Origin of the sequence: Candidatus Viridilinea mediisalina, from assembly GCF_002532535.1 — a bacterium.
Lineage (GTDB): Bacteria > Chloroflexota > Chloroflexia > Chloroflexales > Chloroflexaceae > Viridilinea > Viridilinea mediisalina.
The window spans coordinates 1-14,152 of record NZ_NQWI01000002.1; the positions used below are offsets into that span (position 1 = coordinate 1).

A 14,152-nucleotide genomic window follows, 5' to 3' on the forward strand; every position below is an offset into this window, starting at 1 on the left:
GCGATGCAACTCATCCCCAACGCCGAGGCCGAGCATCTTGCCAACCACTTTGATCGCTGGCTGAGTAGCCACAAATCCCAGATTACGCTTCATAGCCGTGGCCCGATCTTTCTTGTGCCACCGGAATGGTTTGGAAAGAAGAAGCGATTGTGATTGAAAATTGACGCTCTTAAACTAAACATCTGAGTCATCAAACTGCGTATCATCATCATTTCCGGAGCGCATAGATAAACCCATCAACATCATCAATATCGTCGAAATGTGACCCAAACTGCTCGCGCAAGCTAGAAAGTACTCTATCTGGTGCTTGATCTAAAAAACCTTGAATTTCCTCGATTTGAAATTCTTTTATTTTCCATGTTTCAGTGTTCCATTCGGCTTTCCCAATCACTGCGACTCGCTCATAGAGGCGTCTTCCAAATTCTCCGCAGGAGGTCAACTTCCAAGCGTGCGCGGATCGGATCGCGAAATGTGCGGCTCAACGCCCCCGCAATCTGTGCAATGTGCATATAGGGGGTGCGGGGGAACCAGGTTCCCCCGCATTTTCCCCCTCTCCGGCAGGGGTGTAGGGCACCGCCCTACAGATTCCAGTCACGCCCACCCCAAAGATATTGGCATCAAGGGTATACATCACTCACTGATCCTACCTTCAAGGAGATCGGCCCGGTGTTGGCGATCAAGTTCAAGCTGCTCGGCTGGACTGGGCGAGACCGGCCCCATCCGCGCAAAGTCTTCACGCAGTTGGGCCAAGCGCTCCCAGGCCTCATTGGAACGGCGCAGGGCATCATCCGGCCCGACCGCCAACTCTTGCACTACCTGCGCCACGAGGCGCGCCCGCGTGGGACGGTCAAACTGCCGGATCATTGCCAGCGCCTGCTCATATTCAATCGTTGCTTGCATGGTGTCCTCCCATCGGTGTTATCGCTGCATGTGTGTGGTTTCATGGTACACGGCTTTGGTGAAAGATCAACGCCACTCCCGCAGTTGCGGGGAGGTTTGGAGGGGCTTCGCCTTTCAGGTATAGAGTTTTTGAGAAGCTTTGGATGCGGTGTCAAGAGTTTTCTCATGCAACGCGAACCAACGACCTGCTAGGTGTGTGCCGTGCAGCCACCATATGTATCCCCAAACCCAACGGCGCGCACCTGGCAGGTCTAAGGTGCCAACGGCCCATGAGACCTCGCATGTGCGGCGCGGTGGGATCGTTGACGTCCTCATGGTAGCGGCACGCGCCCCACCTGCCAGGTCATGTGCGCTGCTCTTGGTCCATTGGAGCGGGTCAAGAATTCCTTACACACCAAGCGGTGCTGCATTGTCTCAGTGGCGGGGTAGGGTGCGCGAGGGAACCTGGTTCCCTCGCATCCATCAACTCAAGCCGTCCAAGGAGGCGCAGTACCTCAATGCGTTAGCTGTCGAGGGGCGGTAGCGCCGCATATTGAAGGGTTACATTTTCGGATCGATGGTGGGCGCTTACAATGCAATAGTCAGATGCCCTTATCTCCGTCCGAATATCTTGTGTAATCCGCTTCTTTGTGCTACAATCTCTCTAGACTGCCAAATGAATGAGCTTGGTACCTATACGCCAGGCGAATACTGAGCCACAATGAAGATTCAAGAGGTGCTTAAACTACTGGAAGCTGATGGGTGGTATGTCGCACGCACAACCGGAAGCCATCGCCAACTCAAGCATCCAACCAAACGTGGCACCGTCACTGTGGCGGGCAAGCCAAGTGTGGATGTGCCACCCGGAACGCTGAACAGTATTCTAAAACAGGCGGGATTGAAATAACACCTAATGGAGAAAGCTCATGCGCTATGTGATTATTATTGAACAAGGCCAAACCAGTTATGGTGCCTATGTGCCAGATCTGCCGGGATGTGTGGCGGTCGGCGCGACAGCCGATGAGGTTCGTGCCTTGATCCACGAGGCGATTCTGCTGCATCTGGAGAGTCTACAGGCTGATGGGCTCGCGCTTCCGCCTCCCAGGTCGCAAAGCGATTACATTGAGATTCCGCTTGCGGCCTAGTGATCGCTCGCGCAGGAGGCACCCAGTCTTGCGCAAACCCGCGCACTCAACCAACCAATGTTCCAAGCAACAACGCAATCCAGTGGTCACTATCAAGAATCTTCATAGCTCTGGAACCGCACGGCTCGGCTGATCTGTGCGCTGATCTGCTAGGCGCTCTGCAAGATCATCCATGGCCGGGTCATCGCGCCAGAGGCCAAAGACGCTCATCGCCGGGTGAACACTACCCTGACCAATCGCCTCAAGGAGTTGCTCGTCCTGATCAAGCACCACGGCAAGACGCTGCACCAGTCGCGCATTGCGCTCCAATAATGCAAGCTCTTCGGCACCAAAGCCGATAGCCGATAGCCGATAGCCGATAACGGGGAAGCCCTCGATTTGCTGCTGCATGATCGCACGATCTCAGCTATACTAAAGAAGGCCGTTGCAGCACGCGCTGCGTATTATACCAATTACCATTGAACAGGCCGCATGCCTCATGACATTCAAGCGCATTGAGACGCCATGTCCGGCTATCGGCTATCGGCTATCGGCTATCGGCTATCGGCTATCGGCTATCGGCTATCGGCTATCGGCTATCGAATCCATCAACCGCGAGAGCGCGTGGGAGTCGAACCCACCAACGCGGCTCGTCACCGCGCTCTTTGGTTTTGAAGACCAAGGCAGCCACCCGGCTACATCCGCTCTCAGTGGTGATTGTAGTTCCTTCATTGCCCCTCTGTCAATGCTATGTAACAACTACCCTTAGAATATGCCGCATCATCAAGAGCGATAACGCCCATTGGGACGCCATGTTCGGCAATCTACAATCTACAATCTGCAATCTACAATCTGCAATCTACAATCTGCAATCTGCAATCTACAATCGAAAATGCTATGACGACGTTTAGTGTGATTGTTCCTGCCCTCAATGAGGCTGATGGTATCGCGGCTTGTGTTGCTGCCGTCCGTGACCTTGATCCTGCGGTTGAGGTTGTTGTGGCCGATGGGGGTAGCGACGATGCGACGGTTGCATCGGCTCAACAGGCTGGTGCCCTGGTCGTTCAGGCTCCACGCGGTCGCGGCCCGCAGTGTAATGCCGGTGCCGCTGCTTCTAGTGGTGATGTGCTGATCTTCTTGCATGCCGATACGAAACTGCCCGCAGATGCGTTTACGCTGCTGCAACGCTGGTTTGCTGAACCTCAAGTGCAGATTGCGAAGTTTCGGCTGAGTTTTGATGTTAGTAATCCGCTGCTTGATCTCGCTGCCTGTATGATGTGGCTGGATTCGCGTCTCACGAGCTATGGCGATCAGGGCATCGTTGTCCGACGCTCCTTCTTCAATACGCTCGGTGGCTTTCCCCCCTGGCCCCTCTTTGAGGATGTGCGCCTCTTTGAATTGGCTCGCGCCCAAACACAGGTCTATGTCCTGCCCGCCCAGGTGGTCACCTCGTCACGCCGCTTCCAAGCGAATGGCAGCCTCCCGCAACTCATTATTGATCTGGGCCTTTGGCTTGAGTATGTCGCTGGGGTCTCGCCCTTTGAGATTGCCGCTCGCTATGAGCGGCGTCGAGGTATGCCTCCAAAAGCGTAACTTTTGGCCCCTTGCAACGGTAGATCATGTAGGGTCTGTTTTTTTCCTCATGGTCTACCGCTATGTTTATTCGCTTTGTCCTCTGTTGGCTGTTGGGTACGGTTGGTGCATATCTGGTTGCGCCCTCGCTCTTTTGGCTTGTTGTTGCGCTGGTGGTGCTTGCACTGGTCGCGTGGCTCGTCCGCGATCAGCCCCGTATGCACAAGTGGACAATTCTGGGCCTCGCGCTGCTGTTTGGGGCGCTCCGCTATAGCGCCGGGCTCCCCACTTTGGGGCCGAGTAGCGTGGCAACTATGCTCGATCAGGGTGAGGTGCTGCTCGTAGGGGTGGTGGCTGAAGCACCACGGCAGACCGCCTCCGCTCAGCGCTTGGTGCTGGCTGTGGAGGCGCTGCAGGTGGATGGACGCCAGCAAGCGGCTGAGGGGCGTGTGCTGGTGGTGCTGCCGACCTATCCTGCCTATGCCTATGGGCAACGCTTGCGTGTCCACGGTGCGTTGAGCGAGCCGCGTGGCGCTCAACGTCCGGGTGAGTTTGATTACCGCGCCTATCTGGCGCACCGCAATATCTTTGTGCTGATGCAGCAGCCAACAGAGGTGCGCCTCTTGGCTGGGAGTGGGGGCAATCGCGCTCTGGCGCTGCTGCTCCGTTTCCGTGAGCATTGTCGCACGCTTTTGCTTCGTACCCTGCCAGAACCGCAGGCATCATTGGCCGTGGGCATTATGCTCGGTATTCGCTCCACCATCCCTGAAACGGTTGCCAATGCCTTTGCAGCCACTGGTACTAGCCATATCCTGGTTATTTCTGGCTGGCACTTCTCGATTGTCGCGGGGGTACTGGCGGGCTTGGCCAGCAACATGCGGCTCAAGCGTATCCCAGCACTGCTCCTCACCCTCGGCACCATGTGGTTCTATGCGCTCTTTGCGGGGGCATCGGCAGCCGTGCTGCGCGCCGCAACTATGGCCAGCCTCGCGGCGATTGGGCGGGCGAGCAAGCGTGAACGCGATCCCTGGCGCTTGCTCTGCGCCAGTTGTTGGCTCATCTGCCTCGCTAATCCCCATACCCTCTGGGATATTGGCTTTCAGCTTTCGGCCTTGGCGATCACCAGTCTCTTTGCTTTCTCGGAGCCGATTGAGGCTTGGCTGGCAGCACGTCGCCCCTTCAACGTCCCATGGCCCGGCATGGCCGCCGTGCGCACGAGCCTCACTGCTACCCTGGCGGTACAGGTGCTGACCCTCCCACTGATTGCCTACTACTTTGGCAATCTGAGCATCATTGCGCCGTTAGCCAACATCCTGATTGTACCCGCACTACCCTTGGCCATGGCCACCAGTGCCCTTACGCTCCTCGCTGCCCTCATCTGGCTGCCCCTGGGCCAGATGATCGCTCCCTTTGCGTGGCTGCCCCTCACCTGGATGAGTACCGGCGTTGGCCTGCTGGCCACGCCGCGCTGGGCCGCGCTCCAAGTTCCGCCCTTCCCGCTGTGGCTCCTGTTGAGCTACTACGGGCTGGTGCTTGCAGCATGGTGGTGGGCGCAGCAACGGGGAGCAGGATATGGCCCGCGAGCCAGTGGCCAGTAATACCAATTACCGTTGAACATGCCGCATTATCAAGAACGCGAAAGCCCATTGGAACGCCATGTTCTGCAATCTGCAATCTGCAATCTACAATCGTAAATGGTATAAGCAACGGAGTGAGCGTGCGCCGTACCCCTACGGTGCGGTGGCTTCGACAGGCTCAGCCACCGCATCGTAGGGAGACAGCGCAGGTGGTGGGGGGATACCAATTACCATTGAACAGGCCGCATGCCTCATGACATTCAAGCGCATTGAGACGCCATGTTCGGCTATCGGCTATCGGCTATCGGATTTGGTATGAGGGCTATCCAAGGCATCCCCAAGCCTTACGGACTCTCCGGCGCAGGCGGCGTGGTCTGTACTGGCACCACTGGGCTGCTGTGGCCCATCTGGTTTAGGAGTAACGTGATGTCGGTGTTGGGATCAATGAACCAGATGTTGCCATTACGCATCATTTCAACCATGAGTTCGCGCTGGCGCAACTCGAAGAGTTCAGGGTTTTCGCGCCAGTAGCGACCCTGAATGGCCCGCACCTGAGCATCGCGGTTGGCCGCCTCAAGGGCCGCTTCGGTCTGGCCGCGCTCGCGGGTGAGCAACACCTGGGCCTCTTGTTGCGCTTGGAAGAGGTTGTTCTCCTGCTGGGCCTGGATCTGCTCACGACGCTTCTGCTCCGTCTCGATCTGCACCTCAAGGTTGGCCTTTTCGGCCAACAATTGGGCATACTGCTCACCAACCCCAATATCCAGCACCTTCACCGCCTCAAGGCGCACGTAGAGCTGATCAGCGGGCGCTTCTAGCCCTTGGCCTGGGCTGGTGACCAAGAATTGGCGGATGCGATCAGCGAAGCCGCCCCGATCAGAGAGAACTTGGTCGAGGGTGAATTGGGTTGAAGCACTCTTCAAGGCATCGTTGATAAAGCCGTCAAGGAAGGCGTTGAGCTGCTCATCGCGCACCCCAATGCGCCCGTAGCTATTCCGAAGCGCCTCGTGGGTCGCAATGCGGCTAAAGTCCACTTGAATATCAATGTCATAGAGTTGCTTGTCGCTACTCGCCACATTCTGCGAAATGGTGCGGCTGAGACGACGCACGTTCACGATCTCCACGGTGGTAAAGGGGGCAAAGGGACGAAAGAAGATGCCCGGCTCCTGAATACCCTCGACCCGTCCCTGGGTGACAATAATCCCGCGCTCGCCCTCGTTGATCTGGGCAAATTTCATGGTCGAAAAGCCAACCGCGATGATGATCAGGACAACAAGCGCACCGAATATGATCCCGATACGCATAGCCTTACCTCCTGGATTATTCCTTTATAGAGTTTTTGAAGAGATGCAGAGAATTTCACCACAGAGACACAGAGAACACAGAGGAATTTGTGGTGCAATCCTCTGTTCCTGCTCCCTGCTCCCTGCTCCCTGCTCCCTGCTTCATCCTTCATCCTTCATCCTTCATCCCTGCTTGGTGAACTGGCTCAAAGCCTAACGCTTCGGCCACGATGTAGAGGGGCCGTCCTTTCACTTCGTCGTAGATACGTCCGACATATTCGCCAATAATGCCCAATGAGAGCATCTGGATGGCCCCAATGAAGAGGACGCTGGCTAGGGTGGCGGCTTGGCCGTAGAAGGCGGCATCCTGGGGGTTGGGTGCGCCTAAGCGTAGCACAAAGACGACTAGAATGAAGAGTAAACTCATGCTGGCCGCAAAGAAGCCCAGGTAGGTGGCGAGTTGCAGCGGTAGGTAGGAGAAACTGGTAATGCCGTCAAGGGCAAACTTGAGCATTTTGCGGAGTGGGTATTTGGTGCTGCCCGCTTTGCGCGCATGGCGCTGATAGGTCACCCCCGTACTCTTAAAGCCGACCCAGACCGAGAGTCCGCGCATAAAACGGTGGTGTTCGCGGATACGATTGAGGGCGTTCACCACCTTGCGATCCATCAGACGAAAATCGCCCGCGTCTACCGGAATATTCACACTGGTTATTCGATCAATCAGCCGGTAGAAAAAGGCAGCGGTAAAGGTCTTGAACCAGGTTTCACCCTCGCGCTCTTCGCGCACCGCATAGACCACCTCGTAGCCTTCGCGCCACGTTGCCACGAGTTTGGGAATGACTTCAGGCGGGTCTTGTAGGTCGGAATCGATCACCACCACCGCTTGCCCCCGGGCATAGTCGGTGCCAGCGGTAATCGCCAACTGATGGCCAAAGTTGCGCGAGAAGTTTAGTACCTTCACCCGTGGATCGCGTTCATGCAGCGCACGCATAATCGCGGCTGAACCATCGCGGCTGCCATCATTGACCAACACCACTTCAAAGGGCTCACCGAGCCCTTCAAGCATGGCGACCGTGCGTTGGCAGAATTCCTCAACCAACGCCTCTTCATTGTAGACCGGTGCCACCACCGAGACGGTGGGCAATGGCTCCGTAGTTGTCAAGGTTTTTTCCTTCCATTTTTTTCTTCCAATGTGGCGGCGAAGCCGCCACATTGGAAGAAAAAAGGTTCTTCGGGGGAGGCGAAGCCTCCCCCGAACCCCGGCCAGGGGCTAACGTCATTATCCTCCAAAATCAAGGTTGCTGCCCACCTCAACTTCTACCGTAAGCGGAACATCGAGCTGATAAGCGCCCTCCATGGCGTCACGCACGAGTTGGGTGGCTACCTCCAGTTCGGCTGTGGGGGCTTCGAGGATCAGTTCGTCGTGGATTTGTAGCAGCAGGCGCGTCTTGAGCTTCTCTTCAGCTAAACGATGCTGCAAACGGATCATCGCAATCTTCATAATATCGGCGGCAGTTCCCTGGATTGGTGCGTTGATCGCTTCGCGCATGGCGGCCTGCACCCGTGGGCCTTTGGCATTGCCTTGCAGTTCGGGGAATTGACGCTGCCGCCCAAAGAGTGTGGTCACAAAGCCTTCGCGCCGCGCCCGTGCCAGGGTTTGGTCAACATAACCTTTGATTCCCGGAAAGCTGTGAAACACGCCGTCAATTAGCGCTTGGGCCATGCTCCGATCAATGTCGAGCCGCTGGGCTAACCCGAAGGCGCTCATGCCATAGATGATCCCAAAGATTACCGTTTTAGCCATACGCCGCTGCTGTTTGTCCACCTGATCAGCATGAACGCCAAAGAGGTGCGCTGCTGTCGCAGCATGGATGTCGCGTCCTGAGGTAAATGTTGTCATCAACGCCGGGTCTTGGGTGTAGTGGGCCAGAATGCGTAGTTCGATCTGCGAATAGTCGGCGGCGATGAAGTGTTGCCCCGCTGGCGCAACAAAGGCTCGCCGAATCGCACGACCCTCTTCGCTCCGCACCGGAATGTTTTGCAGATTGGGATCGTTGGAACTTAGACGCCCCGTGGCCGCTCCCACCTGGTTGTAGCTCGTATGCACCCGCCCGCTGCGCCGATTGACCAGGTTTGGCAGAGCATCTACATAGGTACTCTTCAGCTTACTCAGTTGGCGGTAGTGCAGAATTTGCCCAAAAATGGGATGCCGATCACGTAACTGCTCAAGCGTATCGGCTGTGAGCGAATATTTCTTCGTTTTGGCTGTGCGCCCCACCCCCTCCGCCGAGATTCCGAGTTGTTCAAAGAGAACTTCGCTGAGTTGGTCGCTGGAGTTGATGTTAAATTTGTTGCCTACATGGGCGTAGATCTGCTGTTCATAATCCGCAATCCGTGCTGCCAGATCAGTGCCCAACTTGGCCAAATAAGCGAGGTCAAGCCCAATCCCGGCCTGTTCCATCGCCACCAGCACCTCAATCAGGGGCATTTCGAGCTGGTGAAAGAGTTCTGCAAGACGCTCATTGGCGCCCAACTCCGCCGCAAAGATCGCGTGCAGGCGCAGGGTCATATCGGCATCAGCGGCAGCATAGGGGGTTGCCTGCTCAATGGGCACATGGTCAAAACTGATCTGCTTGCTGCCCTTGCCGAGCAGCGTCTCAATTGCAGGGGGCGGTTCGGGCAGCTTCAGGCTGTAGAAGGCCAACTCCTTCAGGCCCAGACGGGCCCGGCCTAGCAGCGCGGCGGCAAGCATGGTATCAAAATGCAGTCCCTGCACCACGATCCCTGCATTGAGCAGCAGTTCTAGGTCAAACTTGGCATTATGGGCCACCTTTGGCTGCTGCCCATTGGCAAAGATGGGTTGCAGCGCGGCAAGAGCCTCCTCACGCGGCAGTTGAGGCCCCTGCTGGTGGCCCAAGGGCAGGTAGTAGGCCCGCCCCGGCTGGGCCGCAAAGGCAATCCCCACCAGGTCGCTCTCGAAAGGCCGCAGGCCGCTACTCTCAACATCAAAGGCAAGAATGGGCGCAGCCTCCAGCGCGGCCACCAAGTCCTCAAGCTGCTCACGGGTCGTCACGGCGCTATAGGCGCCCAACGCGGACTTTGCGAGCTCGCCCGCCTGTACACTACTCCCCGCCTGTTCAAAGAGGCTCAACTGCTGTGTCCCTGTCGGCAGCGCAACCGGCCCACTGCTCGGCGCAGCAAAGAGGCTCGTCTGCAGCGAGGCACTCGGCGCGGGGGGCAGGTCACTCGGCAAGGGCGGCAACTTCTTGATCAAATTGGAACTCGCGCCAATCTCTAGCTCTTGAAACAACGCAATCACCGCGCCACGGTCATAGGCACCGAGCGCACAGGCCGCCAGATCGAGCTGTACCGGCGCATGGCAATCAATCGTCGCCAATCTTTTACTAAACTGCGCCGCCTCCCACTGCCCCTCCAGCAACTTCTGGTAACGTTTCGGCGCTTGGTCGAGTTGGGCAAAGAGCGTAGCCAAGTCGCCAAACTGGTTCAGCAGGGTCACCGCGCCCTTCTCGCCGATCCCCTTGACCCCCGGAATATTATCGGAGCTATCGCCCTTGAGCCCGCGCAGATCGGCCAATTGGCCCGGCTGGAGCCCGGCGTAGCGTTCCCGCACCGCCGCTTCGTCGTAGAGCGTTGTGCTTTTGTTGCCACGCGCATAGGGATTAGCCAACAACACACGCACATTCGCATCAACCAATTGGAGTGTATCGGTATCGCCGGTGAGAATAATGGTCTGAACCCCGGCTGCACTCGCTTGGCGCGCCAAGGTTCCCAACACATCATCAGCCTCATAGTTTGGCGCGGTATAGATCGGAATCTCCAACTTCGTCATAAACTCCTTCATGCGCTCCAACTGAGGATAAAACTCCTCCGGCGTCTCAGCGCGACCCGCCTTATACTCAGCGTAGAGTTCATCACGAAAGGTACGGCCCACATCAAATGCAATCGCCACATGGGAAGGTTGTTGCTCTTGGATCATCGACAAGACAATCTGGGCAAAACCAAAGACAGCGAAGGTAGGTTCACCCCCAGAGGTACGCAAACCCGTCTCACGCATCGCGTGGAAGGCCCGATAGGCCAAGGCATGGCCATCAATCAGCGCAAGAACCGGCGGTTGAGGCATGGGACAGCACCTTGTGTAGTAGTGATGAGTGATCTTAGAGGCTGTCTGAAAAGTCTATGAACTGGCGTTGGAGTGCCGGCTTCAGCCGGCTAAAGCCGGCACTCCAGCGCATGCCCATTGGCTTTTCAGACAGCTTCTTACCACTCCCCACTCATCACTAACATAAGCTTACGCATTATACCAATTCCTACCACAAAGATACACCACCCGCTTCGCATCAGGGGCGGCAGATTGCCAGGTGGGGGTACGGCGTTCATGGAGGACGAAACCCGCCGCGCTGAGCGCCGCACCTACTTCGGCTTCGCTCCATGCCCGTTGCAGGTGTTCTTCGGCACCGCGCCACCACAGGTTGCCATCATAACTGAACCAGACAATCTGGCCACGGGCGCACCGTGTGTCGGGGTTGTAGTTCAAACGGTTGTAGACCAGGATCCCGTTGGCGTCATAGACCACTTGGTCACAGTCGTCCCAATTTGCGTATTCATATTCACTATTGAGATCAAAAATGAATTGACCATCTGGGGTTACGAGCTTGGCGACACCCTGGAAGACTTGAAGCAGATCGTTTGGGTCGGTGAGATAGTTGAGGCTATCGTAGAGGCAGGTAACGAGATCGTAAGCCCCTTCGTGATCCGCACTGAAGCAGGTGGTAAGTTGGCGCATGTCGGCTTCAATGAAGCGGATGGGCAAGCCTTCATCACGGGCACGCCCCTGGGCAATGTGCAGCATTGGGCCTGAATGATCCAACCCAACCACCTCAGCCCCCGTGCGTGCCAAGGCCAAGGCCGCCGCCCCCGTGCCACAGGCAAGGTCAAGGACACGGCGCGGCGGCGCGGCTCGTGCAGCCAACAGATGGACCACGAGTTGCGCCGCAAATGCCCCTTGACCAATGGCATCGTAGATGGGCGCGTAGCTGTTGTAGATCATTGTGAATCAGCTAACGCCTTCCCACCAGCCCGCTCCCGCCCATAAGCCAGGATTTCGTTCAGGAAGCGTGAAGGTTTCAGCCGTTGCCCTCGGTTGCGCCCTGGTGCCCACGAGAGGTAGAGTCGCTCGGCAGCGCGGGTGAGGGCCACATAGCAGAGCCGTCGCTCCTCTTCGATCCCGTCTGAGCTACCCATGCTGCGCTCGTGGGGCAAGGTCTTCTCCTCCAAGCCAATCACAAAGACTACCGGCCATTCGAGCCCCTTCGAGGCATGAATGGTTAACAGTTGCACCTGGTCGCGCTCATCTTCGCGTGTGTCGGTCGCAGTGATCAAGGCAATCTCTTGTAAGAACGTGGTGAGGCTGGTATGTTCTTCGGCGGCACTGACCAATTCTTGCAAATGGGCCCGCGCATCGGGCAGATCCGCCGGGCTGAAGCGCTGCTCTAGGGCGGCCATGTAGCCACTCTGCTCAAGCACATCGGCCAGCAGATGGTCAGGGGGCATGGTGCCAGCAGCAAGGCGCTGCCAGCGGGCGAAGAGGCTGGCCAAACGGCGGGCACCCGCTGCGGCTTTGCTCGGCAGGCTACGAACAAAAGCTTCTTGACCAAGGGCCGCCACCGGCGTCAGGTTGTGCTGCGCCGCAAAGTTGGTGAGCGCCGCCAACGACTGTTGCCCAAAGCCACGGGCAGGCACGTTGGCAATCCGGTTCAGGCTTAGACCATCGGCAGGGTTGTTGATCACCCGTAGGTAGGCGAGCGCATCGCGCACCACCGCCCGATCATAGAAGCCGACGCTCCCACGGATGCTGTAGGGCAGACGGGCGTGGCGCAGCGCCTGCTCGATGGTGCGGCTCATGTGGCGGGTGCGGTAGAGTACCGCAATGTCGCGTAGGCGTCGCCCTTGACGCTGCAACTCGTTGATGCTCCGCACCACCTGTTCAGCCTCTTCGCGCCCGTCCTTGGCCTCGTTGATCAGCACACAGCGTTCGTTGGGCACAGCACCCCCCGCCGACCGCAACGCCATCGGCGGCACCACACGACTCTGACGGATCACCGCGTAGGCCACATCAAGAATGGCTTGGCGCGAACGGTAGTTGGTCAGCAACTCGATGATCTGTGCCTCGGGAAAATCCTTATTGAAGCGCGTAATGATGCTATGATCAGCATTACGAAAGCCGTAGATACTCTGCATAGCATCACCAACCACAAAGAGGGAACGGCGCTGCTCATTGGCGCTACTCGGACGACTCAGCAACTCCACGAGCGCATGTTGGCTTGGATCGGTATCTTGGTATTCATCTACCAAAACGTGACGCCAACGGGCTTGACACTCTTCGAGCAGATCGGGCTGTTCGCTAAGGAGGCGATGGGTAACCAGAATCAGATCGTCAAAATCGAAGGCATTGGCCTGCTCAAGGGCGCGTTGATAGCGCCGATAGCAGCCCGCAACAAAACGTTCAATCGGGTCGGGCGCAAAGCGCGCCATCAGGCGCGGCGTCAGCATGCGGCTCTTGGCACGCGAAATGCGACGCAACACCTCATCGGGTTCAAGCAATACCGGAGCACGCTCGGTGGCCGTCTCGAGGGCAATCGTCGCCAACTGCAACTGCTCATCACCCGCATAGATCGAAAAATCGCCCGTATAGCTCCCCAGCCGCCCACTGATCACCTGGCGCAACAGGCGCGCACAGACCGCATGGAACGTCCCACTGGTCAAGCCACGGCCCCCCCGGCCCAACACCACCCCCAAGCGCTCGCGCATCTCACGCGCAGCCTTGTTGGTAAACGTCAACGCTAAAATCTGATCAGGTTTAGCACCATAATTACTAATAAGGTACGCGATCCGCAGCGTCAAGACGCGGGTCTTACCGCTACCTGCGCCAGCGCGTACCAACACCGGGCCAACAGCGGCGCTCACAGCGGCACGCTGTTCAGCATTGAGGCTCTTCAGGGCTTCCATGGAGTTCTATTTTCTATGCTTAAGCTTGGGGCTGTGCCCATTCTTCAGGTAGAGAGTTTTTGCAGAGATGCAGAGGATTGAACCACAGAGGCACAGAGCACACAGAGCAGGGTGTGGCATGGCAATCACCATATGTCGTGTTGGCACTCCCTCTTTTATAAACCTCTGTGCCCTCGGTGCCTCTATGGTTCAATTCTCGGTACCTCTTGCATGGAGGGCTGCCGCGCATCTTACCATACTCAGCGCAGGGTAACCCATCCCCTAAAACGGCGTCTCTTCATCACTATAGGCATGCTCCTCCTCCTCTGCGACGGGAACTTCGCTGGGCATGCCGGGACGTCCATCGAGGAAGAGGACATCATAGGCGCGCACGAGCGTCCGAGAGCGGGGTTGGCCAGTGTTCTTATCTGTCCAAGAGTCGGTGCGTAAGCGCCCACTGACAAACACGCGACTGCCTTTGTGCAGGTAGGTGTTGCAGCGTTCAGCCAGCCGCTCCCAGGTCTCAACACTGGTCCATTCGGTCTCGTACTCACGCTCACCATTCGGGTTTTGCGGGCCAAAGCGGCGGGTGGCGATGCTCAAACGGCAGACGGGCGTACCATTGGCGAGAAAACGCATCTCGGGGTCATTACCGAGCCAGCCGAGCAGTTCGACATTGTTGATCGTACCTTTGATTGCACTCATGGGCGTCTCT

13 protein-coding genes and 1 tRNA gene are annotated in these 14,152 nt (G+C 57.4%); 4 read left to right on the forward strand and 10 right to left on the reverse strand.

The features are described 5' to 3' along the window. Nucleotides 1-208: 208 nt before the first annotated feature. Nucleotides 209-391, reverse strand: coding sequence for a hypothetical protein (locus CJ255_RS00620; protein ID WP_097642153.1), 183 nt, complete (start codon nt 389-391; stop codon nt 209-211). 239 nt (nt 392-630) lie between these two features. Next, entirely contained in the window at nt 631-900 is a 270-nt protein-coding gene (locus CJ255_RS00630) for a hypothetical protein (protein ID WP_097642154.1), read from the reverse strand. A gap of 700 nt (nt 901-1,600) precedes the next feature. Here CJ255_RS00630 and CJ255_RS00635 point away from each other — a divergent pair. Then, the gene (locus CJ255_RS00635; protein WP_097642155.1) at nt 1,601-1,786 is read left to right on the forward strand and encodes a type II toxin-antitoxin system HicA family toxin; all 186 of its coding nucleotides are present in this window, start codon (nt 1,601-1,603) and stop codon (nt 1,784-1,786) included. Nucleotides 1,787-1,805: 19 nt separating this feature from the next. Continuing rightward, complete coding sequence (locus CJ255_RS00640) at nt 1,806-2,024, forward strand: type II toxin-antitoxin system HicB family antitoxin (protein WP_097642156.1); 219 nt, start codon at nt 1,806-1,808, stop codon at nt 2,022-2,024. Between the two features lie 102 nt (nt 2,025-2,126). Here CJ255_RS00640 and CJ255_RS00645 read toward each other — a convergent pair whose 3' ends face one another. Then, nucleotides 2,127-2,414, reverse strand: a complete 288-nt coding sequence (locus CJ255_RS00645) for a hypothetical protein (protein ID WP_097642157.1) — start codon at nt 2,412-2,414, stop codon at nt 2,127-2,129. Nucleotides 2,415-2,617: 203 nt separating this feature from the next. After that, a tRNA-Sec gene (locus CJ255_RS23255) sits at nt 2,618-2,712 on the reverse strand. 188 nt (nt 2,713-2,900) lie between these two features. Here CJ255_RS23255 and CJ255_RS00655 point away from each other — a divergent pair. After that, nucleotides 2,901-3,596 (forward strand): TIGR04283 family arsenosugar biosynthesis glycosyltransferase, encoded by a 696-nt coding sequence (locus tag CJ255_RS00655; protein WP_097642159.1) that lies wholly within the window; start codon nt 2,901-2,903, stop codon nt 3,594-3,596. Nucleotides 3,597-3,658: 62 nt separating this feature from the next. Beyond that, nucleotides 3,659-5,173 (forward strand): ComEC/Rec2 family competence protein, encoded by a 1,515-nt coding sequence (locus CJ255_RS00660; RefSeq protein WP_097642160.1) that lies wholly within the window; start codon nt 3,659-3,661, stop codon nt 5,171-5,173. 323 nt (nt 5,174-5,496) lie between these two features. On the opposite strand, the gene CJ255_RS00665 is transcribed toward CJ255_RS00660, so the two are convergent. The 6 genes from CJ255_RS00665 to CJ255_RS00690 all read right to left on the reverse strand — a co-directional run bounded on the left by CJ255_RS00665 (nt 5,497) and on the right by CJ255_RS00690 (nt 14,142). Continuing rightward, on the reverse strand, nt 5,497-6,453 hold the full coding sequence (locus CJ255_RS00665; RefSeq protein WP_097642161.1) for an SPFH domain-containing protein: 957 nt from the start codon (nt 6,451-6,453) through the stop codon (nt 5,497-5,499). Nucleotides 6,454-6,601: 148 nt separating this feature from the next. After that, nucleotides 6,602-7,594, reverse strand: a complete 993-nt coding sequence (locus CJ255_RS00670) for a glycosyltransferase family 2 protein (protein WP_245863087.1) — start codon at nt 7,592-7,594, stop codon at nt 6,602-6,604. 117 nt (nt 7,595-7,711) lie between these two features. After that, entirely contained in the window at nt 7,712-10,573 is a 2,862-nt protein-coding gene (gene polA, locus CJ255_RS00675) for a DNA polymerase I (RefSeq protein WP_097642163.1), read from the reverse strand. Between the two features lie 168 nt (nt 10,574-10,741). Beyond that, nucleotides 10,742-11,500 carry a class I SAM-dependent methyltransferase gene (locus CJ255_RS00680; RefSeq protein WP_097642164.1) on the reverse strand — a complete coding sequence of 253 codons (759 nt, stop codon included), beginning with the start codon at nt 11,498-11,500 and terminating at the stop codon, nt 10,742-10,744. Next, nucleotides 11,497-13,458 carry an ATP-dependent helicase gene (locus CJ255_RS00685; protein WP_097642165.1) on the reverse strand — a complete coding sequence of 654 codons (1,962 nt, stop codon included), beginning with the start codon at nt 13,456-13,458 and terminating at the stop codon, nt 11,497-11,499. Before CJ255_RS00685 ends, CJ255_RS00680 begins: the two co-directional genes overlap by 4 nt. A gap of 261 nt (nt 13,459-13,719) precedes the next feature. Next, nucleotides 13,720-14,142, reverse strand: coding sequence for a single-stranded DNA-binding protein (locus CJ255_RS00690; RefSeq protein ID WP_097642166.1), 423 nt, complete (start codon nt 14,140-14,142; stop codon nt 13,720-13,722). Nucleotides 14,143-14,152: the final 10 nt, after the last annotated feature.

What these genes read in the sequence shown, in the direction of transcription:
- CJ255_RS00630 (WP_097642154.1), bottom strand. Translation starts at nt 900, where the DNA reads ATGCAAGCAACGATTGAATATGAGCAGGCGCTGGCAATGATCCGGCAG.
- CJ255_RS00635 (WP_097642155.1), top strand. Translation starts at nt 1,601, where the DNA reads ATGAAGATTCAAGAGGTGCTTAAACTACTGGAAGCTGATGGGTGGTAT.
- CJ255_RS00640 (WP_097642156.1), top strand. Translation starts at nt 1,806, where the DNA reads ATGCGCTATGTGATTATTATTGAACAAGGCCAAACCAGTTATGGTGCC.
- CJ255_RS00645 (WP_097642157.1), bottom strand. Translation starts at nt 2,414, where the DNA reads ATGCAGCAGCAAATCGAGGGCTTCCCCGTTATCGGCTATCGGCTATCG.
- CJ255_RS00655 (WP_097642159.1), top strand. Translation starts at nt 2,901, where the DNA reads ATGACGACGTTTAGTGTGATTGTTCCTGCCCTCAATGAGGCTGATGGT.
- CJ255_RS00660 (WP_097642160.1), top strand. Translation starts at nt 3,659, where the DNA reads ATGTTTATTCGCTTTGTCCTCTGTTGGCTGTTGGGTACGGTTGGTGCA.
- CJ255_RS00665 (WP_097642161.1), bottom strand. Translation starts at nt 6,453, where the DNA reads ATGCGTATCGGGATCATATTCGGTGCGCTTGTTGTCCTGATCATCATC.
- polA (WP_097642163.1), bottom strand. Translation starts at nt 10,573, where the DNA reads ATGCCTCAACCGCCGGTTCTTGCGCTGATTGATGGCCATGCCTTGGCC.
- CJ255_RS00680 (WP_097642164.1), bottom strand. Translation starts at nt 11,500, where the DNA reads ATGATCTACAACAGCTACGCGCCCATCTACGATGCCATTGGTCAAGGG.
- CJ255_RS00685 (WP_097642165.1), bottom strand. Translation starts at nt 13,458, where the DNA reads ATGGAAGCCCTGAAGAGCCTCAATGCTGAACAGCGTGCCGCTGTGAGC.
- CJ255_RS00690 (WP_097642166.1), bottom strand. Translation starts at nt 14,142, where the DNA reads ATGAGTGCAATCAAAGGTACGATCAACAATGTCGAACTGCTCGGCTGG.